Source organism: Nocardia sp. FBN12 (genome assembly GCF_050320175.1).
In the GTDB taxonomy this organism is placed as follows: domain Bacteria; phylum Actinomycetota; class Actinomycetes; order Mycobacteriales; family Mycobacteriaceae; genus Nocardia.
This window is the reverse complement of record NZ_CP190048.1, coordinates 2735554-2757807: the sequence shown is the minus strand read 5'-3', so window position 1 is coordinate 2757807 and position 22254 is coordinate 2735554. Positions and strand designations below refer to the sequence as shown.

23 protein-coding genes and 1 pseudogene are annotated in these 22254 nt (G+C 66.2%); 9 read left to right on the top strand and 15 right to left on the bottom strand.

Features of this window, described 5'->3' with window-relative positions:
- Positions 1 to 14: 14 nt before the first annotated feature.
- From ACQHI0_RS13385 to ACQHI0_RS13345, 9 genes are read right to left on the bottom strand one after another with little or no spacing between them, the layout of a single operon-like run.
- Positions 15 to 1544 carry an aldehyde dehydrogenase gene (locus ACQHI0_RS13385; RefSeq protein ID WP_427908256.1) on the bottom strand — a complete coding sequence of 510 codons (1530 nt, stop codon included), beginning with the start codon at positions 1542 to 1544 and terminating at the stop codon, positions 15 to 17.
- Between the two features lie 55 nt (positions 1545 to 1599).
- Positions 1600 to 2844: an amidohydrolase family protein gene (locus ACQHI0_RS13380; RefSeq protein WP_427908255.1), complete on the bottom strand. Its 1245-nt coding sequence runs from the start codon at positions 2842 to 2844 to the stop codon at positions 1600 to 1602.
- The gene (locus tag ACQHI0_RS13375; RefSeq protein WP_427908254.1) at positions 2841 to 3176 is read right to left on the bottom strand and encodes a hypothetical protein; all 336 of its coding nucleotides are present in this window, start codon (positions 3174 to 3176) and stop codon (positions 2841 to 2843) included. Before ACQHI0_RS13375 ends, ACQHI0_RS13380 begins: the two co-directional genes overlap by 4 nt.
- Positions 3173 to 4444, bottom strand: coding sequence for an aromatic ring-hydroxylating oxygenase subunit alpha (locus ACQHI0_RS13370; protein WP_427908253.1), 1272 nt, complete (start codon positions 4442 to 4444; stop codon positions 3173 to 3175). The genes ACQHI0_RS13375 and ACQHI0_RS13370 overlap by 4 nt, the downstream gene beginning before the upstream one ends.
- A 10-nt stretch (positions 4445 to 4454) precedes the next feature.
- Positions 4455 to 5297, bottom strand: coding sequence for a TauD/TfdA dioxygenase family protein (locus ACQHI0_RS13365; RefSeq protein WP_427909157.1), 843 nt, complete (start codon positions 5295 to 5297; stop codon positions 4455 to 4457).
- An 18-nt stretch (positions 5298 to 5315) separates the two neighbouring features.
- Entirely contained in the window at positions 5316 to 5645 is a 330-nt protein-coding gene (locus ACQHI0_RS13360) for a hypothetical protein (RefSeq protein WP_427908252.1), read from the bottom strand.
- A complete protein-coding gene (locus ACQHI0_RS13355) occupies positions 5642 to 6949 on the bottom strand; it encodes an aromatic ring-hydroxylating oxygenase subunit alpha (RefSeq protein ID WP_427908251.1) in 1308 nt (435 codons plus the stop codon). The genes ACQHI0_RS13360 and ACQHI0_RS13355 overlap by 4 nt, the downstream gene beginning before the upstream one ends.
- Positions 6946 to 7533, bottom strand: a complete 588-nt coding sequence (locus ACQHI0_RS13350) for a carboxymuconolactone decarboxylase family protein (protein ID WP_427908250.1) — start codon at positions 7531 to 7533, stop codon at positions 6946 to 6948. Before ACQHI0_RS13350 ends, ACQHI0_RS13355 begins: the two co-directional genes overlap by 4 nt.
- Positions 7530 to 8324 (bottom strand): SDR family NAD(P)-dependent oxidoreductase, encoded by a 795-nt coding sequence (locus ACQHI0_RS13345; RefSeq protein WP_427908249.1) that lies wholly within the window; start codon positions 8322 to 8324, stop codon positions 7530 to 7532. Before ACQHI0_RS13345 ends, ACQHI0_RS13350 begins: the two co-directional genes overlap by 4 nt.
- Positions 8325 to 8678: 354 nt before the next feature.
- Here ACQHI0_RS13345 and ACQHI0_RS13340 point away from each other — a divergent pair, with 354 nt between their 5' ends.
- Both ACQHI0_RS13340 and ACQHI0_RS13335 read left to right on the top strand, forming a co-directional pair.
- Positions 8679 to 9281, top strand: coding sequence for a TetR/AcrR family transcriptional regulator (locus tag ACQHI0_RS13340; protein WP_427908248.1), 603 nt, complete (start codon positions 8679 to 8681; stop codon positions 9279 to 9281).
- Between the two features lie 28 nt (positions 9282 to 9309).
- The gene (locus ACQHI0_RS13335; protein WP_427908247.1) at positions 9310 to 10146 is read left to right on the top strand and encodes an LLM class F420-dependent oxidoreductase; all 837 of its coding nucleotides are present in this window, start codon (positions 9310 to 9312) and stop codon (positions 10144 to 10146) included.
- Here the strand turns inward: ACQHI0_RS13335 and ACQHI0_RS13330 are convergent.
- Entirely contained in the window at positions 10126 to 10749 is a 624-nt protein-coding gene (locus ACQHI0_RS13330; RefSeq protein ID WP_427908246.1) for a TetR/AcrR family transcriptional regulator, read from the bottom strand. The genes ACQHI0_RS13335 and ACQHI0_RS13330 overlap by 21 nt on opposite strands.
- 70 nt (positions 10750 to 10819) lie before the next feature.
- Here ACQHI0_RS13330 and ACQHI0_RS13325 point away from each other — a divergent pair, with 70 nt between their 5' ends.
- From ACQHI0_RS13325 to ACQHI0_RS13315, 3 genes are all read left to right on the top strand, one after another.
- Positions 10820 to 12400, top strand: coding sequence for an MFS transporter (locus ACQHI0_RS13325; protein WP_427908245.1), 1581 nt, complete (start codon positions 10820 to 10822; stop codon positions 12398 to 12400).
- 83 nt (positions 12401 to 12483) lie between these two features.
- A complete protein-coding gene (locus tag ACQHI0_RS13320) occupies positions 12484 to 14058 on the top strand; it encodes a bifunctional 3-(3-hydroxy-phenyl)propionate/3-hydroxycinnamic acid hydroxylase (protein ID WP_427908244.1) in 1575 nt (524 codons plus the stop codon).
- Positions 14052 to 14705 carry a TetR/AcrR family transcriptional regulator gene (locus ACQHI0_RS13315; protein WP_427908243.1) on the top strand — a complete coding sequence of 218 codons (654 nt, stop codon included), beginning with the start codon at positions 14052 to 14054 and terminating at the stop codon, positions 14703 to 14705. The genes ACQHI0_RS13320 and ACQHI0_RS13315 overlap by 7 nt, the downstream gene beginning before the upstream one ends.
- Here ACQHI0_RS13315 and ACQHI0_RS13310 read toward each other — a convergent pair.
- The 4 genes from ACQHI0_RS13310 to ACQHI0_RS13295 all read right to left on the bottom strand — a co-directional run bounded on the left by ACQHI0_RS13310 (position 14702) and on the right by ACQHI0_RS13295 (position 18524).
- Positions 14702 to 15013 carry a hypothetical protein gene (locus tag ACQHI0_RS13310; RefSeq protein ID WP_427908242.1) on the bottom strand — a complete coding sequence of 104 codons (312 nt, stop codon included), beginning with the start codon at positions 15011 to 15013 and terminating at the stop codon, positions 14702 to 14704. The genes ACQHI0_RS13315 and ACQHI0_RS13310 overlap by 4 nt on opposite strands.
- 96 nt (positions 15014 to 15109) lie before the next feature.
- Positions 15110 to 15706, bottom strand: a complete 597-nt coding sequence (locus ACQHI0_RS13305) for a hypothetical protein (protein ID WP_427908241.1) — start codon at positions 15704 to 15706, stop codon at positions 15110 to 15112.
- Positions 15707 to 15841: 135 nt separating this feature from the next.
- Entirely contained in the window at positions 15842 to 18073 is a 2232-nt protein-coding gene (gene katG, locus ACQHI0_RS13300; RefSeq protein WP_427908240.1) for a catalase/peroxidase HPI, read from the bottom strand.
- Positions 18074 to 18095: 22 nt separating this feature from the next.
- A complete protein-coding gene (locus tag ACQHI0_RS13295; protein ID WP_427909156.1) occupies positions 18096 to 18524 on the bottom strand; it encodes a Fur family transcriptional regulator in 429 nt (142 codons plus the stop codon).
- Between the two features lie 155 nt (positions 18525 to 18679).
- Here ACQHI0_RS13295 and ACQHI0_RS13290 point away from each other — a divergent pair, with 155 nt between their 5' ends.
- The 3 genes from ACQHI0_RS13290 (at position 18680) to ACQHI0_RS13280 (ending at position 20558) form a co-directional block, all read left to right on the top strand.
- Positions 18680 to 19762 (top strand): NAD-dependent epimerase/dehydratase family protein, encoded by a 1083-nt coding sequence (locus tag ACQHI0_RS13290; RefSeq protein WP_427908239.1) that lies wholly within the window; start codon positions 18680 to 18682, stop codon positions 19760 to 19762.
- A gap of 196 nt (positions 19763 to 19958) precedes the next feature.
- The gene (locus tag ACQHI0_RS13285; RefSeq protein WP_427908238.1) at positions 19959 to 20171 is read left to right on the top strand and encodes a hypothetical protein; all 213 of its coding nucleotides are present in this window, start codon (positions 19959 to 19961) and stop codon (positions 20169 to 20171) included.
- A 111-nt stretch (positions 20172 to 20282) separates the two neighbouring features.
- Positions 20283 to 20558: a GlsB/YeaQ/YmgE family stress response membrane protein gene (locus ACQHI0_RS13280; protein ID WP_427908237.1), complete on the top strand. Its 276-nt coding sequence runs from the start codon at positions 20283 to 20285 to the stop codon at positions 20556 to 20558.
- 112 nt (positions 20559 to 20670) lie between these two features.
- Here the strand turns inward: ACQHI0_RS13280 and ACQHI0_RS13275 are convergent, their stop codons facing one another.
- Positions 20671 to 21387 carry a phosphodiesterase gene (locus tag ACQHI0_RS13275; RefSeq protein ID WP_427908236.1) on the bottom strand — a complete coding sequence of 239 codons (717 nt, stop codon included), beginning with the start codon at positions 21385 to 21387 and terminating at the stop codon, positions 20671 to 20673.
- A 196-nt stretch (positions 21388 to 21583) separates the two neighbouring features.
- Between ACQHI0_RS13275 and ACQHI0_RS13270 the strand changes: the two are divergent.
- Positions 21584 to 22246 (top strand): annotated as a pseudogene (locus ACQHI0_RS13270) (SDR family oxidoreductase).
- The last annotated feature ends 8 nt before the right edge of the window (positions 22247 to 22254 follow it).

Genomic DNA, 22254 nt, shown 5'->3' with positions numbered 1-22254 from the left:
CGCGCGTCGGCTGTTCATGAGCTGCGGATTTCCGTCGGTGGTCCCGCGGCGTGGTCAGCGCCGACGGTATCGCCTTGCGCCACTGCGGAATCCGCCACTGGCCGGCGAATCGAGAACGACACGGTGTCGAGGTAGCCCGCGAGGCCCTCGGCGCCGAACTCGCGGCCGATGCCGCTGTTCTTGACTCCGCCGAACGGCGCGACGGGATCCATGCTGTAGGGCTCGTTGATACCGACGGTGCCCGCGCGCACGCGGCGGGCGATCGCCGTGGCGCGCTCGATGTCGGGTGACCACACCGAGCCCGAGAGCCCGTACTCGCTGTCGTTGGCGAGGTGGACGGCGTGGTCGTCGTCGGCGTAGGCGATCACGCTGAGAACGGGACCGAAGATCTCTTCCTGCGCGATTCGCATGGAGTTGTCCACGTCGGCGAACAGGGTGGGCCGGACATACCAGCCGCGATCGATGTCTGCGGGCAGGTCGGTGCCGCCGACGAGCAGCCGGGCTCCTTCGCGCTGTCCCAGGTCGATGTATTCGCGTACCCGCTGCTGCTGACGGCGCGAGACCATCGGGCCGATGCGCGTCGCGGTGTCGAAAGGGTCTCCGACAGTGAGGCGTTCGATCGAACTCGCCAGCGCATCGACGAATTCGTGTCGACGGCGCTGGGGGACCAGCACCCGGGTCTGGGCGACGCACGCCTGCCCGCCGTTCATCAGCCCCGCGACCATCATGCCGGTGGCGACGGCGTCGGGGTCGGCGTCGTCGAGAACGACCGCGGCGGATTTGCCGCCGAGTTCGAGGCTGACCCGGCGCAGCGCGCCACCGCAGACTTCGGCCACCTGTCTGCCCGCCACGGTGGACCCGGTGAACGAGACCTTGTCCACGCCCGGGTGTGCGACCAGCTGCCTGCCGACCTCGCGCCCACCCGGCAGAATGCTGACCACTCCGGGCGGCAACCCGACCTGGTCGAGCAGCTCTGCCATGTGATGCGCGTCCAGCGGTGTCTCCGGTGACGGCTTGAGCACCACCGTGCAGCCGGCCAGCAGCGCCGGAATCAGCTTCGCCACAATCAGGAACATCGGCATGTTCCAGGGAATGATCGCGGCCACGACGCCGACGGGATGGTGACCGACGACGACGTCACCCCCGAGGAATCCGGTTCTGGTCTCCTGCCAGCGGTAGTCGGCGGCGGTGTCGGCGAAAGCGCGCATCATGACGCCGGGCAGCGTGACGTGCGCCGAGCGCGCGAAGGTGATCGGCGCACCCATCTCGGTGGTGATCAGGTGCGCGAGTTCGTCTTCACGTGCGCGGTAGCACTCGGCCAGCTCACGGACAATCGCCACCCGCGCCTGCGGATCCGTGCGCCGCCAAGGCCCCGTGTCGAACGCGCTGCGCGCGGCCGCGACCGCGCGATCGACATCGGCGGGTGCCGGGTCGGCGACCCGCGCGACGAGCTGTTCGGTGTGCGGTGAGATCACCTCGATCGTCTGGCTGGTGGCGGGGTCGACCCATTGCCCGCCGATATAGAGCTGGTGACGTGGCGACATTGCTACCTCGGATCTGATGCGCGCATTCGGTCTGCGGGCGAACGGGTTTCGCTGATCACGGTTGCTTGTGGACGCGACCGTCTTTCATCACGAACCGCACGTCCTCGATGGTGGTGATGTCGACGGTGGGGTCACCCGGCACGGCGATGATGTCGGCCAGCAACCCGGGTAGCAGACGCCCGCGATCATCGACGCCGATCAGGTCGGCGCTGGTGACAGTGGCCGCCCGCAACGCCTGCGCGGGCGTCATCCCGCGGTCGACCAGCGCCCACAGTTCTTTCGCGTTGTGCCCGTGCGGGACAGCGGGCGCGTCGGTGCCACAGGCGATCTTGACCCCGGCCGCGATCGCCTTGCGCAGCGTTTCGCGCGCTCTGGGGAAGACCTCGGCGGCCTTCCTCTGCAGTGCCGGTGCGGCTTTGGACAGGTCCAAGCCCTCGGAGAGGTAGCTGGTCGGCACCAGGAAGGTGCCACGTTCGACCATCAGCGCGATGGTGTCGCCCTCGGCCAGCGAGCCGTGTTCGATGCAGTCGACGCCGGCGCGGATGCAGGCGCGAATTCCGGCGTCGCCATGGGCGTGCGCGGCGACGGGCACACCGGCGCGATGGGCCTCGTCGACGATCGCGGCCAATTCCTCATCGGAGTACTGCTGCGCACCGGCGACGGTGCCGTGTGACATCACCCCGCCCGACGCCGAGACCTTGATGACTTCGGCGCCGTATTTGATCTGGTACCGCACACATTCGCGGACCTGTGGCACTCCGTTGGCACGGCCTTCCTCGACCGTGATCGGCATGATGTGCGGGGCCAGACGCTGGAACATGGTCGGGTCGAGGTGGCCGCCGGTGGGCGTGATCGCGTGGCCGGCCGCGACGATGCGCGGACCGTCGAGCCACCCCTGTTCGATCGCGCGGTGCAGATCCACGTCGAGGAGATAGCCACCGGTCTTCACCATCAGGCCGAGATTGCGGACGGTGGTGAAACCGGCGAGCAGGGTCGTCCGGGCATTGACCGAGGCCCGCAATGTCCGGTACACCGGGTCGTCCTGCACACCGTGCATCGGGTTGGGCAGCCCTGAGGGATTGTCGGGCCCGCCGATGAGCAGGTTGACCTCCATATCCATCAACCCGGGCAGCAGCGTGAGCGAACCCAGCTCGATCACCGGCGCGCCCGCGGGCACCTCGACCGGATCGACCGCGGCGATCCGGTTACCTTCCACGACGATCACCGCCGGTGTGTGCCGCCGCCCGGTATCGACATCGACCCAGGCCGCAGCGCGCAGCACGACGACCTGCCCGGTCATATGCTCGGCTCGATCACACAGGTCAGCGATGCCGATCCGGTGTCGGGGATGCGTGGCTGGCTCCACACCTCGACCGGAAAGGAAACCTGAATCATCGAATACAGCAGATACATCAGGTTTTTCGCGTCGTCGGGAAGGTCGTCGATCGTGAACTTGTCGCAATAGGCGAGCGCGTCCTCGGCGCGCGGTGCTATCGCGTCGTAGAACCGCTGCATCTCGGTCATCGTCGAACCGAGGCGCCGGTCGTAGCGTTCGGTTTCGGTGGGCAGACACCACACCGCGGCGAACGGCTCGAGATCGGCGAACTCGACAGGGAGCAGAAGTGCGCTCATCGCTTGGCCTCCGTGCGCTCGCGCTGATAATCGCCGACCCAATCCGCGGCGACCTTGTGCAGGTGCCGCAGCAGGATCTCCTGATCGTTGAGCTGGAATGTGGTGACCGCCCGGGATTCGAGCATCATCTGCGTCGCCTCGAGCGTCGAAGAATCCTGCAGCCCATACTCTTTGAAGGTGACCGCGGCCATTTCGTGCGCGACGCGATCGCGGGGGGAGCGCGCGGGCGTGAAGTACAGATTGCCCTCGAAGATGTGGGTGTTGTGCGAGGTCGGCCAGTACTGATAGGTCAGATACCAGCCGCCGGACCAGATCAGAATGCTGAAATTCGGCCACAGCTGGAACGAATCGAGCCCCCACGGGTCACAACCCGCCGGATTGAGCCCGGCCGGCATCGGCCCCAGATCGGGCACGTCCCACGGACCGAACAATCCACTGCGGGTGATGTCTTCCATCGGTTTGCGCATGGTGGGATCGAGTTCCCAGGTGACAACGCCGGAGGTGCTCACAAGCCGGTGCGGCCCGTCGAGCTGGTAGTGCGGCGCCTCGAAGCCGGCCTGCTGGGCGGCGACGGAGAAGTTGTCCGGAGTCTGCTTCCCGTGCAGGATCGGCGCGTGATAGAACTCCTGGAACGCGTCCAGGTAGAGCTTCCAGTTGGCACCGACTTCGGCCCGGTAGGAATAGCGCTCGGTGAGCTTGTCGAACGGGTACCCCTCCAGCCCGGTCACCATCGGGCCGAGGAACTCTCGCAGTGTCTGACGTGGTTCGGCGGCCAGGTTGACGAAGATGAATCCCGACCAGACTTCGCAGTGCACGCGCGCCAGCCCCAGGGTCTGCTTGTCGAGGTCGAAGAACTCGCTCTCCTGCTGTACGAAGGCCAGTGAGCCGTCGAGTCCGTAGCGCCAGCCGTGGTATTTGCAGGTGAACTGGCGACACGTCCCCGCTGTTTCCTCGCGCGGGAATTCGTTCCACACCAGCTTGTTTCCGCGGTGCCTGCAGATGTTGTGGAAGGCGTTCACGCTGCCGTCGCGGTCGCGGACCACGATGAGCGAGGTGTGCGCGGCGTTGATCTCCTTGGTGAAGTAGCTGCCGGTGCGCGGCAGTTGTTCGATGCGACCGACATTGAGCCAGGCGCGTTTGAAGATGGCGTCGCGTTCGAGGGCGAAGAACTCCGGGGAGATCGAGTCTTCGTAGGACATCGGTGCGGTGCCGAGTTCGGGGTAATGCTGTGTCCAGCTACCCTCGGCCGGCTTGGGCCAACGAGGCATGGGTGTTCTCCTATTCGATCGGTTCTTCACCGAGCACGGTGGTGCGCAACATCTCTCGCGGCGAACCCGCCGGATACGGCGCGGCACGATGGATGACGCCACGGTTGTCCCAGATCACCGTGTCGCCGACCGCCCAGGTGTGTCGGTAGACGCGGTCGGGTGCGGTGCAGCGGCGCAGCAGATCATCGAGTAGCTCCCGGCTTTCCGCCGCGGGAATCCCGACAACGTGGTCGGTCGACGCTCCGAGCACCAGCGATCGACGCCCGGATTTGTGCGTCCAGATCAGCGGATGTTCCTTGCTCGGCCGCCGTCGCCACACCGCGAGCTGCTCCGGTGTCGGATCGGGGGTGACCCCGCGCTGCGATGCCTCGAGTGAATGCACCACCCGCAACGGCGCGAGATATTGCTGTTCCGCGGCACTGAGGTCGTCGAAAGCTTTGTAGGTGCTGGCGAATTCGGTCTCACCGCCGCTGGCGGCAACAGCCTTGGCGGTGAGCACGGTGGCCATCTGCGGGTAGGCGTCGTCCTCCGGTGTGCAGCCGTCGATATGCCAGTCGAAGGTGGCGCGCAGGTAGCTCGCCGAGGAGTTCTTGGCGGTGTCGAGGCTGACCCGGTAGATCCCCTCGGTCGGATGATGGCCCGGTGAGGTGTCGACCTGTCCGAGTGTGCGGCAGAACGCTACCTGGGTTTCCGGGTCCAATCGCAGGTCGCGGAAAACCAGTACCCCGTTGGCTTCGAGCGCGGCCATCACGGTTTCGGCCACAGTGTCATCGGCGAGTAACTGCTCGCGTGTCGCGCCGATCACCTGGGCTCCGACAGTGTCGCCGATCTTGTCGATCGTCATCGTCATGATGGGTGTTTCCTTTGCGTATTACGGCCAGGGCTGTGCGACGCGTTCGAGCTCGGCATCGGCGCTGTCGACGGGCTTGGGCTGCTGGAAGATCTCGACTGCCATCGCGACCATCACCAGCGAATACACCAGGTGCAGTAGGTGTATCGCGTCGTCGGGAAGTTCTTCGAGCGGAAATTTGTCGCAGTAGGCGAGTGCGTCCTCGACCCGGGGAAAGCACGCGTTGTAGAAGGTGAGCAACTCCTGCATGGAACTGCTCAGGCGACGGGCGTAGCGTTCGGATTCGCTGGACAGGCACCAGGTTTCGGCGAAACGCTCGAGATCTGCGAAGGCAGGCGGCAGCATGGTCATCGTGCACCGGTCCCGGCGAGATCGAGCCGGTACTCATCGACCCAGTCGGCAACGGCCTTGTGGAAATGGCGCACCAGTATTTCCTGATCGTTGACCGGGAAATGCGTCAGACCGGCGGTCCGGTACGCCGATTCGAGTGCGGTTTGCGTGCCGGTGAGCATGCCCGCGTCCTGGAGCGCGAATTCCTTGAACACCACCGAGGCCACTTCGTGCTCGACCCGTTCGCGGACCGTGCGCGCCGGCTGGAAGCACAGCATGCCCTCGAACCGGTGGGTGTTGTGCGAAGTCGGCCAATACCGGTACAGCAGATACCAGCCGCGGTAGATGAGAATCTCGATATTGGGGAAGATCTGGAAGTTGTCGATGCCCCATGGTTCGACTCGGCCGGGATTGAGCCCTTTCGGGACCTCGCCGATATCCGGTGATTCCCACGGCCCCACCAGCCCGCTGCGGGTGAGCCGTTCGATCGGATACATGAACTCCGGGGGCAGCGTCCAGCGTCGCGCACCGCCGGTGGACACCAGTCGATGCGGGCCGTCGATCTGGAAGTGCGCGCATTCGAAGCCCTTGCCCGGCGTGCGCACCGCACTCGGCACCTGTTGCGTGTGGAGGGCCGGGACGTGGTAGTACTCCTGGAACGCGTCGGCGAACAGCTTCCAGTTGCTCTGATTGTCGGCCTTGAATTCGTACCACTCGGTCATCTTGTCGAACGGGTAGCAGTCCAGATCGGTGATCATGGGGCCGAGGAATTCCCGCAGTGTCTGCCTCGGCACCGCATCGAGGTTGACGAAGATGAATCCGGCCCACACCTCGCAGTGCACCGGTGCGAGACCCAGGTCCTTCTTGTCGAGATCGAAGAACTCACCTTCCTGCTGCACGAACGCAAGGGAACCGTCGATTCCGTAGCGCCAGCCGTGGTACTTGCAGGTGAACTGACGACATATTCCCGAGGTCTCTTCCTTCGGAAATTCGTTCCACACCAGTTTGTTGCCGCGGTGGCGGCACACATTGTGGAACGCGTTGACGGCACCGTCGCGATCGCGCACAACGATGATCGAGCTGCGCGCGACGTCGAGTTCCTTGGTGAAATAGCTGCCGGTGCGTGGGACTTGCTCGATCCGCCCCACATTGAGCCACGCGCGTTTGAAGATGGCCTCGCGCTCCAGTTCGAAGAATTCCGGTGAGACCGAATCCTCGAACGACATCATCGAGGTTCCCAGCTCGGGATAGTGCTGGGTCCAACTGCCCTCGGCAGGCCGCGGCCATTGGTGTGGGGTGGCCGGTGCGCTCTCTGGTTCGCTCACGGTCGTTCCTCCGATTCCGGGTCCGGTTGCAGGGCAACACTGTTGAGTACCATCGCCAGGCACAGATAGGAGCCGGCGACGAAGAGCAGCTCGAGCAGCTGCCGCTTGTCGAAATGGCGTTCCAGCTGGGCCCACGTGCTGTCGTCGACACGATGCTGATCCAGCAGCTGGTCGGTCATGTCCATCAGCGATCGCTGCACGCGCGTCCACACCGGGGCCTGCGGCCCACGCCGCACCGATTCGACCTGCTCGTCGGTGACGCCGAGGGCCTTGGCCATCCGAACATGTTGTGCCCATTCGTAATCCGACCCGCTGCGCCAGGCCACCCGCAGGATCACCAGTTCGCGACAGCGCGGGTCGAGCAGTGGGCGGTCGAGCAGCAGACCGTTGTAGGCCAGCCACGCGCCCGCCAGTTCGGTGTGGTGGGCGAGCACGCCGAGGATGCCCGGCATGGCTGGTGCGTCGGGTGCGCCGGACAGGTACCGATCGGCGGTTTTCACATGCCCGCGCAGCATCGCCCGGGTCGGTTCGTCCCACTCGTGGACCGGCAACGGTGCCAGGCGGGGACCGACGGATTCGGTCATATCACCGATCCGCCGTTCACGCCGAGCACCTGTCCGGTGATGTAGCCCGCCTGCTCCGAGCACAGGAACGCGCACGCGGCGGCGATATCCGCACCGGTGCCCAGATGTCCGACGGGAATCGCCTTGGCCATGACGGCGCTGTCGGGCAGGTGCCCGGCCGCCTGCGACCGGCGCGACATGGGTGTGTCGATGCCCGAGGGCGGAATCGTATTGACCGTGATTCCGGCGGCGGCGTATTCTCGCGCCAGCGCTTTCGTCATCGCCAGGACCGCGCCTTTGGACGCGGTGTAGTGCACCATCCCCGGCGACCCGCGTTGCGCACTCGACGACGAGATCGTCACGATCCGGCCCCATCCGGCGGCGAGCATGTCCGGCACCACCGCCTGCGCGCAGTGGAAGACCCCGTCCAGATTCACCGCGACCACCCGATTCCAGGCCTGGGTCGTGATGTCGGTGAACGGCGCGAAATCGACCAATCCCGCACTGGTGACCAGGATTTCGATCGCTCCGAACTCGACGCGAACCTTGCGCACGGCTTCGCGAACTGCGTCTCGATCGGTGACATCGACCGCGCAGGCCATCGCCGTCGCCCCGGCTGCTTGCAACTGTTCGGCTGCTCGTTGCGCGGCGGTGCCGTCGATATCCAGGACCGCCACCCGATGACCGGCCTCGGCGAGCGCTGTGCAGATCGACAGCCCCATGCCGGACGCTCCGCCGGTGACGATCGCCACCCTGTGCGGTGTCGACCGGCCATGTGCCGGTCCGTGTTTCGCGGTAGCTGTGTCGTTCATGTCGGTGTTCCTCTACTCGTCGATCCCCGCCGCTGGGAGCGAGCCGACTGTCGTCAGCGCGGTGCGGGCGCGCGATTCGGGGGAGGGGTGGGCTGCCGTTGGCATGCCGTATGCCGGCCCTGGATGACCGTTCATGGCCTGCTCGGAGGCCTTAATCGACTGCTCAAATTGAGCGAGTGATTAAGATATACGTGACGACGGTCACGACTGTCAAGAGTCGATCCGCGAACCGGCCTCGCCGCCGATGAACGGCCCCACGTCGCCGTAAACTGTTGAACCGCAGCACCGCCGGGCGTCCAACAGCCGACCCACGCGGTAGGCCTCGCGCCTGCCGCGCAACAGAAAGGTCTCCGAGTGAAGCCCGAGCGCAACGCAGGCACCGAGGACTCCAGCACCCGATCCGCGCTACTCGACGCGGCCCAGCACATCATGTTGGAAGAGGGCTACGCGGCCGTGAGCTCCCGGCGTCTCGCCACTCGCGCCGAGGCCAACCCCGCGCTGGTCTACTACTACTTCGGCAACATGGACAACCTGTTCGTCGAACTGTTCCGGCGAGGAGCCGACCGCAGCTACGAACGTCAACTGCTGGCGCTGAAATCCGCCCAGCCGCTGTGGGCGCTGTGGGAAGCCATCCACGACCAGTCGCACACCGCCTTGACGATGGAATTCGTCGCGCTGGCAAACCATCGGAAAGCGATTCGCGCCGAGATCTCGGAATCCTCCCGGCGATTCCGCGCGCTCCAACTCGATGCCGTGACCGCGGTGTTCGCCGAATACGGCGACAACGCCGCCGGCTACACCCCCGGCGCCCTCGTGCTCCTCATGTCGAGCGTGTCCCGCTTCCTGCGCATGGAAGAAGCCTTCGACGTCGACACCGGCCACGCCGACGTCATCGACCTCATCGAGTCCTTCCTGCGTGAAGTCGAAGGCGAGCGGGACGTCTCGGCCTCGGAATAGTCGCGGCGAGACCGAGGTTGCCTCCGGCATGGCCATTGATGAACTCGGAAAATTCGGTGTGTGGCGTTATTTCACGGGGTTCACCCCCGCGGCGGCCCGCGAGCTCGAAGAGCTGGGATTCGGCGCGTTGTGGCTGGGCGGTTCGCCGCCGGCGGATCTGCCGGTGGTCGAGTCGTTGCTGGAGGCGACCGAGTCGCTGACCGTCGGTACCAGCATCGTGAATATCTGGACGGCACCGGCCGAGGCCGTCGCCGAGTCCTTTCACCGCATCGACCAGCGGTTTCCTGGCCGTTTCCTGCTCGGCATCGGGGTGGGCCACCGGGAGTCCAACGGTGCGGGGGCGGTCAAGCCGTACGACGCGCTCGTGGCCTACCTGGACGAACTCGACGCCGCGGGTGTGCCGAAGGAGCGCAGGGCATTGGCCGCGCTCGGGCCACGCGTGCTGAAGCTCGCCCGCGACCGGACCGCGGGCGCGCTGCCCTACCTCGCCCCGCCGGAGCACACCAGCATCGCCCGTGAAACCCTGGGCGCGGACGCACTCCTCGTCGCGGAACAGAAGGTAGTCGTCGACGACGACGCGGCACGGGCGCGCGAGCTCGCCAGGGGCACGGTTTCGATGTATCTGGGGCTGGTGAATTACCTGGGCAATCTGCGTCGCATGGGTTTCTCCGAGGACGACATCGCCAAGCCGGGCAGCGATCGGCTGATCGACATCCTGGCCGTCAACGGCACACCCGTCGACGTCGCCGCCGGATTGGTAGCGCACCTGGACGCGGGCGCCGACCACGTCGCGATCCAGCCGTTGAACGAGGACTATCTCGCGGCGCTACGCGCGCTGGCCGCGCTACTGCCCATCGCCGGCTGACGTCCGGGCACGTGCGGCGAGTAAGTCGTCGACGAGGCGGGCGCAATCGGGCGGAGTCGACGCGGGCAAGCCGATGAGCTTGGCGAAAACGAGCGGACCGACCAATTGCGACAGAACGAAGAAGGTATCGAATTCGCCCAGTTGCTGATGAGCCTGCGGCGTATCGAGTACCTGGTCGAACGGCACCCGATACTGGTCGATGATGCGCTGTCTGAGTGAGGTGATGGCCGGGTTGTCGGTGTCGCGCTCCGAGCCGGTCGCCAGCCACGCCAAGGTCGACACCTGCAGTGGCGCATCTCGGATCGCCTCGGCCTGACGCTCCAGCAAAGTGATCAGGCGGTCTCGCAGTGGGCCGTGCGGCGGAGTCTCCAGCACCGGCGGCAGCAAACGTTCGATGGTGGCGGCCCGCAATTGCATCGCGTTGTCGAAGTGCCGGTACAGGGTGGTTCTGGCGACCTTCGACAACTTGGTGACGCCCTCTATGGTCACCGCCTCCAAGCCGCCGGCCTGCAACAGAGCGGCGGCGGCATCGAGCAGGCGGGCACGTGAGCGGGCCCTGCGCGGGTCGACCTCGACGTCGTCATTTCCGGCGGGCCATCCCATCGGCCTATCTCCTGTCGCGTAGTTGTGCTACAAGTTGTAGCGTAGCAATACTAATAGTATCGGAGACCCGATGGATCCCACCGGACGGGCGCGACTGTCCGCGGCCCAGCGCTGGCTGCTCACCCTGTCTTGTCTGGCGGTCATTCTCGTCACCGCCTCGATGGCGGCGCTCTACACGGCGCTACCCGAGATCGCGGCGGCAACGGGTGCCAGTCAAGCCGAACTCACCTGGATCGTCGACGGATACACCCTGGCGCTGGCCTGTCTCGTCCTGCCGGCGGGTGCACTGGGCGACCGGTACGGCAGGCGGGTGGTCCTCATCGTGGGCCTGTTGATCTTCTCGCTCGCTTCGGCCGCACCGCTGATACTCGACACCCCGACCTGGCTGATCGCCGCGCGGGCCCTCACCGGGGTCGGCGCGGCGCTGGTGATGCCGTCCACGCTGTCGTTGCTGACCGCTGGATTCCCGGCGGAACGACGAGCCAGTGCGATCGGACTGTGGGCCGGAGTCGCGGGCGTCGGCGCGATCCTCGGCATCCTCGGATCGGGGATCCTGATCGAAAGCTGGTCCTGGGTTTCGATTTTCGTCGGCATGGCCGTGGCGGGCGCGGTGCTCTCGGTGGCGGCGTTCACCGTGGCCGAATCGGTGGATGCGTCCAGGCCCGCGATGGACCCGCTCGGCGCGGTCACCAGCGCCCTTGCCATCGGCGCGATCGTGGTCGCGGCGATCGAGGTGCCCGCCCGTGGCTGGCTCGATCCGATGGTGATCGCCGCGACCGTGATCGGGCTGACCCTTGCCCTCGCTTTCGTCGTCATCGAGAAACGGGTCACGCATCCGCTGATCGATATCCGGCTGTTCGCCGACCGAGGTTTCGGAAGTGGCACGGCGATAGTGACGCTGCAGTTCCTGGTGACCTTCGGCCTGTTCATGCTGATCGTGCAGCATCTTCAGCTCATCATGGGCTACCGGCCACTGCTCTCGGCGCTGGCGCTCGCCCCGATGGGCATTCCGATGGTGGTGATCTCCGCGTTCGCGCCCCGGCTGGCGGAACGGATCGGACTGCGAATCCCCACCTTCGCGGGATTGCTGGCGATCGGAGGCGGACTGCTCATGATCGCGCAAGTCGACATTCATTCGTCCTACCTGGATCTACTCGGTCCCTTACTGCTGATGAGCGCGGGGATCGGGCTGTGCACCGCGCCGGCCACCGCCGCGATCGTCGACGGCACGCCGGTGGAGAAGCACGGCGTCGCGGCGGCGGTCAACGACGCCGCCCGCGAAGTCGGGGCGGCGATCGGTATCGCGATCGCGGGCAGTGTGCTCGCGGCGGGATACGGTCAGCGCATCGCCCCCGTGCTCCCCGATCTCCCCGAGGGCGCGCGCGAACCGGTCGGTGACTCACTCGCGGCGGCACTTCAGGTGGCGGAGCGCGCGGGTCCGTCGGCGCAACCGCTCGCCGATTTCGCGAAGTCCGCGTTCATTCACGGCATGCACCAGTCCGCGACAGTTCTGGGCTTTCTGACCATCGGTGTGGCCGTACTCCTCGCGGTATGGACACCGGGCCGACGCCGCGCCACCACGAAACCTGGCGGTTCACACCGGGAGGTCGTCGTCGAGACCGGAGCGAACAGCGGGTCCTCGATGAGTTGACCCTTGACAGCCGTTGGGCAGTGGGCGATCGTAAAAGTGACAAGTGACACTTTAATGTTCTTGCCAACGGAGGGGAACAGCTCATGGGTTTCGATGTCTGCGTCGATCCGGCGTCGTTCGAGGAACACGACGACCATTTCGATGTCATCGTCGTCGGCTGTGGGCCCACGGGCGCGACCCTTGCCAATCGTCTTCGGGCGCAGGGTTATCGGGTTGCGGTCTTCGATCGCGAGAAGGAGGTGTTCGCGGCGCCACGGGCGATGTTGATCGACGACGAGAGCGAACGAATCTTCGGCGATCTCGGTGTACTGGAACAGATGCGGGCCGCCGATCTGATCCTGTTCGACAGCCACCGCTTCGTCGACGGCCGCCATCGCATGCTGGCCGATCTGCGGCCGCTGGAATCCGGGCTGTCGGTGGGGTGGATGTTCCATCAGCCGACCTTCGAACGGTTGCTGCGCGCGCAGTTCGACCACGGCGTCGGGGTCTCGGCCTTCTTCGGATTCGACGTCGTCGGCGTAGCGAACGTCGCTGATGGCGCCGAGGTGTACGCAGTCGACGCCGAGTCGGGGCAGGGACGACGCTATCGGGCCGACTATGTGGTCGGCTGCGACGGTGGGTCGAGCGTCGTGCGCCGATCGATGGGCGTGGCACGCACGGACTTCGGGTTCTCCCAGTCGTGGGTGGTTGTCGACGCCGTCGTACACGATCAGGAGTTCTTCGAATCCCTGCGCGAGGGATCGGAATTCATGTGCCGACCCGGCCGGGCCGCGGTGTTCGTCAAAGGCTGTCACCGGCATCTGCGATTCGACTTCCAGGTGGATCCGGCCGAGGGCGAGACCGATTGGAGCGAGCGAGCGCGCGAGCACATCGCCGGATACATGGACCCGGCTAAAGTGCGGATCATCCGGGTGGCGCCGTATCAGTGGTACGCGGGCATGCCGCGGCGATGGCGATCGGATCGGCTGCTGCTGGCCGGGGACGCGGCCCACCAGACGCCGCCCTTCGCCGGACAGGGCCTGAACATGGGCTTGCGTGACGCGATGAACCTGGCGTTCAAACTGGATGCGGTGCTCGCGGGCCGCGCGCCGGACGCGCTGCTCGACACCTACGAGCAGGAACGCTGGGACAACTGTGCCGAGGTGATCGAGGGAGCGGTCCGGGTGGGGCGGCTGGTTACCGGCACGGGCGTTTTCGCGCGGGTCGGCCGCGCGGTGGTCTTGTTCGCCCTGCGACACAGCAAGACCTTGGTGCGGGCACGCGCGAACGCCGATCTTCGCAAACAGCCCTATCGGGCGGGTCTGATCGGTGGCACCCACGCATTGTCCGGCACGCTGATGGTGAATCCACGGGTGACCGTCAACGGTGTCGCGACGGTACTGGACCGGGCGATCGGGAATGAGTTCACCCTGCTGTCACTGCACCCGCACGCAGCCGTGAACGCGGAGTTCGTGCGCCGATTCGACGGCCGGGTCATGGTCCTCGGCGACGAGATCGCCTGCGCCGACGGTGAATTGACCGAGTGGTTCCGGCGCCACCGGGTCGAAGCTGTTCTCGTGCGCCCGGACCGCTACATCTTCGACGCGGGTAATGATCCAGACGCACTGGCTACCGCGCTGATCCGGGCCATCGGTGCGGGCATACTCGAGACATGGTGACCACCAAGCCGAATCGCCCGCCGGGACGGCCGAAGGCCGAGGATTCGATGCCGTTGGAGACGATTCTCCAGGTGGCACTGAACGCGTTCGCCACCCACGGCTACGACGGGGTTTCGCTGCGGACGCTGAACAAGGAACTCGGGGCGAGCCACAACCTGATCTATCAGCGTTTCGGCAGCAAGGAGAACCTGTGGCGGGCCGCTGTCGACTTCGGCTTCGGCCGGGTGGTCCGGCGTCTGGACGGAATTCTCGACCCGGCCGTCACCGACCCCGTGGAACAGCTCCGATTGGCGGTGCGGGAGTTTCTGAAGGTTTCCGCGCGGTACCCGGAATTGACCGCGCTGATGAACTTCGAGGGCCGTCAGGACACCCCGCGGCTCACCTACATCTTCGAGACCTACGTGCGGCCGACGGAAGGCAGGCTGTGGCAGCTGGCCGAATACCTGATGGCCGAGAACATCATTCGTCCGATGCCGCAGCGGGCGCTGCACTTCTTGATCACCCACGGCGGTACCGCGCCCTACAGTCAGGTGCCGCTGGCGCTGCATTTCGATCCGGCGTCTCCACTGGATCCCGAGTCCGTCGACCAGCACGCCGAGTTGGTCTCGACGATCCTGATCGACGGCTTACGGGTCAGGAAGACCTAGGGCGCGGGGTCAGTTCCCGGGGCGACGTCGCCCTGAGTGGCGACAACGAAGGTGCTCTGGCCATTGGTATCGATGCCTGCGTCGAGCACCTTGTCGTCGAGGAAGGCGGCGGCTTGCTGATCCAGGAAGACCCGTGACCCCTCGGCGGCCAGGACTTTGTCGTCGTCAGCCGGTCCTGCGGCGACCGCGATCTGCAAAGTCTCGGCCCCTTCTCCGGAGAAGATGCGCAGTCCGGCCTCGTCGGGTATCCCGCCCCCGGAGGTGATGCTGCGAACGACCTCGATAGCAGTGGGAGTGAGCATCAACATGGAATGGTTCCTTCCGGTATGTCCTTCGTTCGGTGTCGGTAGCCAGCACCGACCTTCTCCCTCGGTTATCCAATGACTGCTCGGTGAAACCGAATTTCACCGACCGAGGTAGGCGCGAACACCCGGTCGGTTCGTGCTCGGCAACGGCCAGTCCAGCGCGATCCCCAGAATGGATCCCACCCCGCGGACCGCCGAGATCACCGCGCGCACCTCATCGATTCCCTGGCCGAAGGCCTCGGTGCGATCATCGATGCGGAAGGGGCACAGGTAGGTGTGCGGCCGGTCGGGGTCTTGGCGGGGCAGGCCGAGCATGATGACCACGGGACCCGACGGAGTCTGCACAGCCTTGGCCCCCAGCGGCGGGCCGAACTCGCGGGCCCTCGCCGCCGACAGGGGGGAGTCGTCGGTACGTCGGCGCGGGAAGACCGGTTCACGTGGATCGTTCGAGTCGGTCGCCCGGACTTGCGCGCCTGCCCGGGCCGCGGCATCGGGGATCTCGATCAACGCCGCGTAGATCGCGCCCAATCGGTCTGGGCCGTGGGCTCGGTGCGCACGCGAGCCGACGACGCGGTAGGTGCATTGCCAGCCTTGTGTCGCGTTGTCCTGCCTCGGATCGGCGATCTCTACCAGGATCTCCCGGTCGCCGGCTTTGACGGTGCTCGCGATGGCTATCTCGTCGACTTCGCTGTTCACAGATCCTCCCAATGATCGGGCCACAAGGGCCGACGGAGTTCGCTGTGCGCAGACACCTGGATGGGTACCGAGGCCGGGGGAAACGCGACGAGCCCCGGCCGGCCTGGCGGGTCGACCGGGGCTCGCGAGAGGAGGTCAGCGCAGGTCGAACCGATCGTTGTCGACCACCTTGACCCAGGCGTCGACGAAATCGTTCACGAACTTCGCTCCCGCTGTGTGCTGCGCGTACACCTCGGCCACCGCGCGAAGCACCGAATGCGAGCCGAAGAGCAGATCGTTGGCGGTGGCCGTCCAGCGCTTCTCGCCGGTTCGCCGGTCGACACCGTCGTAGACGTTCTCCGCCGACTCCGACGCCTTCCACTCCGTGCCCTGATCGAGCAGATTCACGAAGAAGTCGTTTGACAGCACGCCCGGCCGGTCGGTGAAGACACCGTGCGTGCTGCTGCCGTAATTGGCGCCGAGCGCACGCAGACCGCCGATCAGCACCGTCAGCTGCGGCGCGGTCACGTCGAGCATGTACGCGCGGTCCAGGAGCAGGCGTTCGAGCGGAGCCTTCTCGCCGGGACGCACGTAGTTGCGGAACCCGTCGGCCCGCGGCTCGAGCACATCGAAGGTGTCGACATCGGTGTTCTCCTGCGAGGCGTCGGTGCGCCCCGGCGAGAACGGCACGGTGATCTGATGACCGGCGTCGCCGGCCGCCTTCTCGATCGCCGCCGAGCCGGCCAGGATGATCAGGTCGGCCAGTGACAGCGCCTTGTCGCCGGTGGCAGCGGCGTTGAAATCGCGCTGGATCTGCTCGAGGACCGGCAAGACCTTCGCCAGCTCGGTGGGTTCGTTGACGTCCCAGTCGCGCTGGGGTTCGAGCCGGATCCGGGCGCCGTTCGCGCCGCCGCGCTTGTCGGTGCTGCGGAAACTCGCGGCCGAGGCCCATGCGGTCTTGACCAGTTGCGAGACCGACAGACCGGACGCGAGCACCGTGTTCTTCAACGCGGCGATGTCGTGTTCGTCGATCAGGGCGTGGTCGACGGCGGGAACCGGGTCCTGCCACAGCTGCGCCTCGGGCACCCACGGGCCGAGGTAGCGGCTGAGCGGGCCCATATCGCGGTGCAGCAGTTTGTACCAGGCCTTCGCGAACGCCTCGGACAACTCCTCGGGGTGCTCGAGCCAGCGCCGGGTGATCTCGCCGTACACCGGGTCTTCACGCAGTGCCAGGTCGGTGGTCAGCATGGTCGGGGTGCGCCCGGGACCACCGAACGGGTCAGGGATAAGTCCTTCGCCCGCACCATCTTTCGGCTTCCACTGCCAGGCACCGGCGGGGCTCTTGGTGAGTTCCCAGTCGAAGCCGTAGAGGTTCTGCAAGAAGCCGTTGCTCCACTGGGTCGGGGTGGCCGTCCACACGACCTCCAGACCGCTGGTGATGGCGTCTTTGCCCTTGCCCGTGCCGTGCGAGCTCTTCCAGCCGAGACCCTGCTGCTCGAGCGGCGCGGCCTCGGGCTCGGGGCCGACCAGGCTCGGATCGCCGGCACCGTGGGTCTTGCCGAAGCTGTGACCGCCGACGATCAGGGCGGCGGTCTCCTCGTCGTTCATCGCCATGCGCGCGAAGGTCTCGCGGATGTCGTGTGCCGCGGCCACCGGATCGGGCCTGCCGTTCGGCCCTTCCGGGTTCACATAGATCAGGCCCATCTGGACCGCGCCCAGCGGGCCTGACAGCTCACGGTCGCCGCTGTAGCGTTCGTCGCCGAGCCAGGTGTCCTCCGGACCCCAGAACACTTCCTCGGGCTCCCAGATATCGGGTCGGCCGAAGCCGAAGCCGAACGTCTGGAAACCCATGGACTCGAGGGCGACGTTGCCGGTGAACACCAGCAGGTCGGCCCAGGAGATGGCGTCGCCGTACTTCTGCTTGACCGGCCACAGCAGCCGGCGAGCCTTGTCGAGATTGGCGTTGTCGGGCCAGCTGTTGAGCGGGGCGAAACGTTGCGCGCCCTGACCGCCGCCGCCGCGACCGTCGGCGATGCGATAGGTACCGGCCGAGTGCCAGCTCATCCGGATGAACAGGCCACCGTAATTGCCGTAATCGGCGGGCCACCAGTCCTGCGAGTCGGTCAGTACCGCGGCGACATCGGCTTTGAGCGCGTCGACGTCGAGCTCGGCGAAGGCTGCCGCGTAGTCGAAGTTCTCGCCCAGTGGGTTGGCCTTGGACGAGTGTGCGTGCAGAACCGAAACGTCAATCTGTTCGGGCCACCAGTCCTTGTTGGAGCGGGGGCGGTGGTCGGTCTGCGCGGTGGGTGAGGGGATCGCGGGGTTCTCGCTCTCGCTGTTGCTGAGAGTTTCGGTGTCAGGAGTGGGTGGGCGGCTATCGGAGGTCACGATATTCCTTCCTGGACGGGTGTTACCGGCTGCGAGCGGAGTTGGCTTCGCTGTGCGCGGAATTCGCGCACTCGGGGCACAGGCCCCAGTAGACGACTTCGGCCTCATCGATCACGAAGCCGAGGTCGTCGGAGGCGGTCAGACAGGGCGCTTCGCCGATCGCGCAGTCGACATCGGCGATCGCGCCACACGTGCGGCAGATCAGGTGATGGTGATTGTCACCGACTCGCGCCTCGTAACGGGCCAGCAGGCCGCGCGGTTGGATGCATCGAAGCAGGCCGGCTGTGGTGAGCGTGCGCAAAGTGTCGTAGACGGCCTGATGCGAGACCGCCGACAACCGGGACCGAACGGCACGGATGATCGAATCCGTGTCGGAGTGCGGGTGGGCGTGCACGGCGCTCAGCACCGCCACACGCGGTGCTGTCACCCGCACAGAAACGCCCCGCAGCATCTGCTGGAACTCCGCGTCCGTGGGCACGTTCGCAGTTTTCCGCGTTTTCTGGAATCAGTCAAGTATTTGCTGGGTCGCCGTGTCTTCGCGGCGATCGGTGTCGACTGTCGAGGCGGGGGTATGGCGACAGTGCGACCGAGTAGAGGAGGTGTGCGATGCGAGTGATCGTGGTGGGGGCGACAGGCAACGTCGGCACGGCGGTGGTCGACGCGTTGACCAAGGTACCGGCGGTGACCTCGATCGTCGGGATGGCACGACGGAAGCCCGAGCGTGGCCTCGGCGGGGTCGACTGGCTGGGGGCCGACGTGCGGGACGCCGACCTGGTGTCGTTGTTTCGCGGCGCGGACGCGGTCGTGCATCTCGCCTGGGTGTTCCAGCCGACCCATCAACCGCGCGAAACGTGGCGGACCAATGTCGACGGCACCGCCCGGGTGATGCAGGCGGTCGCGCAAGCGGGCGTCCCCGCGCTGGTCTACGCGTCGTCGGTGGGTGCCTATTCACCTCGCGAGGACGATCATCCCGTCACCGAGAGCTGGCCGACCGAAGGCTGGCCCGCCGCGGCCTACATGGCCGAAAAGGCTTATGTGGAGAGGCTTCTCGACATCTTCGAGCGTGACAACCCGGACTGCCGCCTGGTTCGGATGCGACCGGCGTTCACATTCCAATACACCTCCGCGAGCGAGCAACGCCGCCTGTTCGCCGGCCCGCTGCTGCCGAACCGGCTGATCCGCCCCGGTGCGCTCCCGTTGTTGCCGTTTCCGTGGGGACTGCGGTTTCAAGCCGTGCACAGCAGCGACGTCGGCCGGGCCTACGCGGCGGCTGTGACAGGGAACGCGCGCGGTGCGTTCAACCTCGCCGCCGAGCCGGTGATCGATCGCGCGGCGATCACCCGGATCCTGCGTACGCGCACGGTGCCGGTGCCGCCGGGTGCTGTCGAAGCCGCGCTCGCAGTGGGCTGGCGGCTGCGACTGCTGCCCGCCCCGCCGGAGCTCTTCGACGCGATGATGCACCTGCCGCTGCTCGACACCACGCGCGCTCGGACGGAACTCGGGTGGGCGCCGCGCGTCGACGCCGAGGAAGCGCTCACGGAGGTCCTGAACGGTTTCGGCGACGGCGCGGGCAGCGACACCCCGCCCTTGGCCCGCGATGCGGGCGGAACCTTGCGCTACCGAGAATTCGCCTCGGGTGTCGGCGGTCACGACCCGGTCGACCAGCTCACCCGTCACGCCCACCGCTGATCCGCACGATGCCGCGTCAGCCCCGGTAGCTGGCTCCTCGGGGCAGCGGCGAGCCCCGGAATTAGCTTGAAGTTTGCGATTGATAATCGATCTGAAGCTGTTTGATGTTGTCGGAGAAGGGAATTCCGTGTGCACCACCATGAGAACTTCCGCCGCGTCGGTGGCTGCGCCGTGAAGGGACACGAGGAGACCGCTTATGCCGATTTCTGGTCCAGCTCAGCAGCTCGACAGAACGCCTGATTACGGCGATAGCGAGGCCGTCGCGGCGACGGTGTCGCACGACAACGAACTTGTCGCCGACCTCGAGGACCCAGGTCTGCGCAGGCTGTGCGCGTGCGCGTCCGGATTGTCCCGCCAGGCCCAGCGGCGGCTCGAGGCGGTAGCCGAAGCATTGCGGAACACCGAATAGCGACCGACGGCCCGCACGGTCGGGCTGATTGGCTGGGCGAGACGAGGGTATGTCGCGATGGGACGGGCGCACCCGGTGCTCGCCAGGGTATTCGGATGATGGGAGAAGACCATGCTCGGTCTCGGTATTCTCGGCTGGATCATCATCGGCGGCCTCGCCGGATGGATCGCCAGCAAGATCATGAAGACCGACGCCCAGCAGGGAATCCTGCTGAACGTCGTCGTCGGTGTCGTCGGCGGCCTGCTCGGGGGATTCCTGCTCAAATTGTTCGGGGTCGATGTCGAAGGCGGCGGACTGTGGTTCAGCTTCTTCACCTGTATCGCCGGCGCGGTGATTCTGTTGTTCCTCGTCAATCTGGTCACCGGCCGCCGGGGAGCATCGCGATAACCGCTTGACCGCAACGGGAACGGCCCGAAGCCGCTGAGCTTCGGGCCGTTGATCCGGGTGAATTCGGGTCCTTCTCCGGACGTGAGCTCGGCTTCCGCGGGTAGCACTCCGATCAGGTCGCGGGCTGGGCGCCGTCGCCGGTGCGGCCGCGGCGGCTTCCGGTATAGGCGTTTTCGCGCAGCCGATTCACCACCGGGGGTATCAACGCGACATCGGCCGGATGGTTGAGGATCGGATCGAAGAAGTCGGTGCGATGTTCGCCTGGTTCGGCTCGCCGTAAGTCGAGTTCGCCGACGGTCTCGGGTGGGTGGCCGAGCCCATCGGCGGTGATCGAGAACCGGATCACGTGGTCGTCGAGGTGATCGTCGAGGGCTCGCAATGACGCTGTCGTCGGCAGGTCGCCGGTGTCGAGCGGTTCGGCGAACAGCCAGACCGGTGGTGCGTCGCCGAATCGGTAGGGCAGGAGCGTGCCGAAACGGGCGGTGGCCCAGGCGCGGGCGGGGGTGATGACGAACCGGCCCAGCGCGCTGCGTCCGGTGGTTGCCAGCGCGAAATCCCAGGGATGCTCGTCACCATCGAGTACCCGGAACGCCAAACCGAGTACGTCGGGTACACCGCCGGGACTGCCGAGGCCTTTCGACTGCCGGGCGATGACCGCTCGGTCGCCGGAACCGAACCAGGGCTCGTAGGCGCTGGTGGCGCGGAATCGGCCCGCGAGACGGACACCGCGTGGGTGGAACACCCGTGCGTGCCGTAACCGCGCCCCGGCCTGGAAGGTGGTGCGGACAACGCGGTTCGGCAGTTCGGCGACATCGTGCATGTCGATCATCGGCGCTGGTCTCCTGTCACGGTTGTTGGGGGTGGTGGCGGTGCACTGGCATCAGAGCTCCATACGGTGCGCCTACCCCTGGCGACGGCGGCCAATCGCTGTTGCCGATGGGAAGTCGCCTCGATTGCTGTTTGTCGCGCGGGGATCGCGGTAGTCACTGGGAGACAGCAATCTCTGCGAGCGAAGGGATTCGATCATGGGCTTTCCCGAACAGCAGCAAGAAGTGCCCGGCCTTCAGGCGCGGATGTCGCCTGTCCCGATTGTGGGGAGAAGACCTATCGCGGCTCGGGAAAGCTGACGGGCAAGGCCACCGTGATCACCGGTGCCGACAGCGGGATCGGCAGAGCGGTGGCGATCGCCTTCGCCCGTGAGGGTGAGCAACGCGGCATATCAGATGACGCACACGGATCTGGCTGAAATCACCGATGAGGAATTCGCTTACACATTCGCGTTGAATGTGGGCGCTTACTTCCATCTCGTCCAGTCAGCGGTGCCGCATATGCGGCCGGGATCCTCGATCATCGGCAGTTCGTCGGTGAACTCCGATATGCCCAACCCGACGTTGGCGCCGTATGCCGCGACCAAGGCGGCGATTTCGAATCTTTCGGCCAGTTTGGCGCAGCTGCTGGGCGACAAGGGCATCAGGGTGAACAGCGTGGCGCCCGGCCCGATCTGGACGCCGCTGATTCCCGCCACCATGCCACCGGAGAAGGTCGCGAAATTCGGCGACGACACACCGCTCGGCCGGGCGGGGCAGCCCGCCGAACTCGCATCTGCCTATGTTCTGCTGGCGGCCGACGACGGTAGCTACATCTCCGGCGCCAGGCTCGCGGTGACCGGTGGCAGGCCCATCCTCTGAGCTGGGCG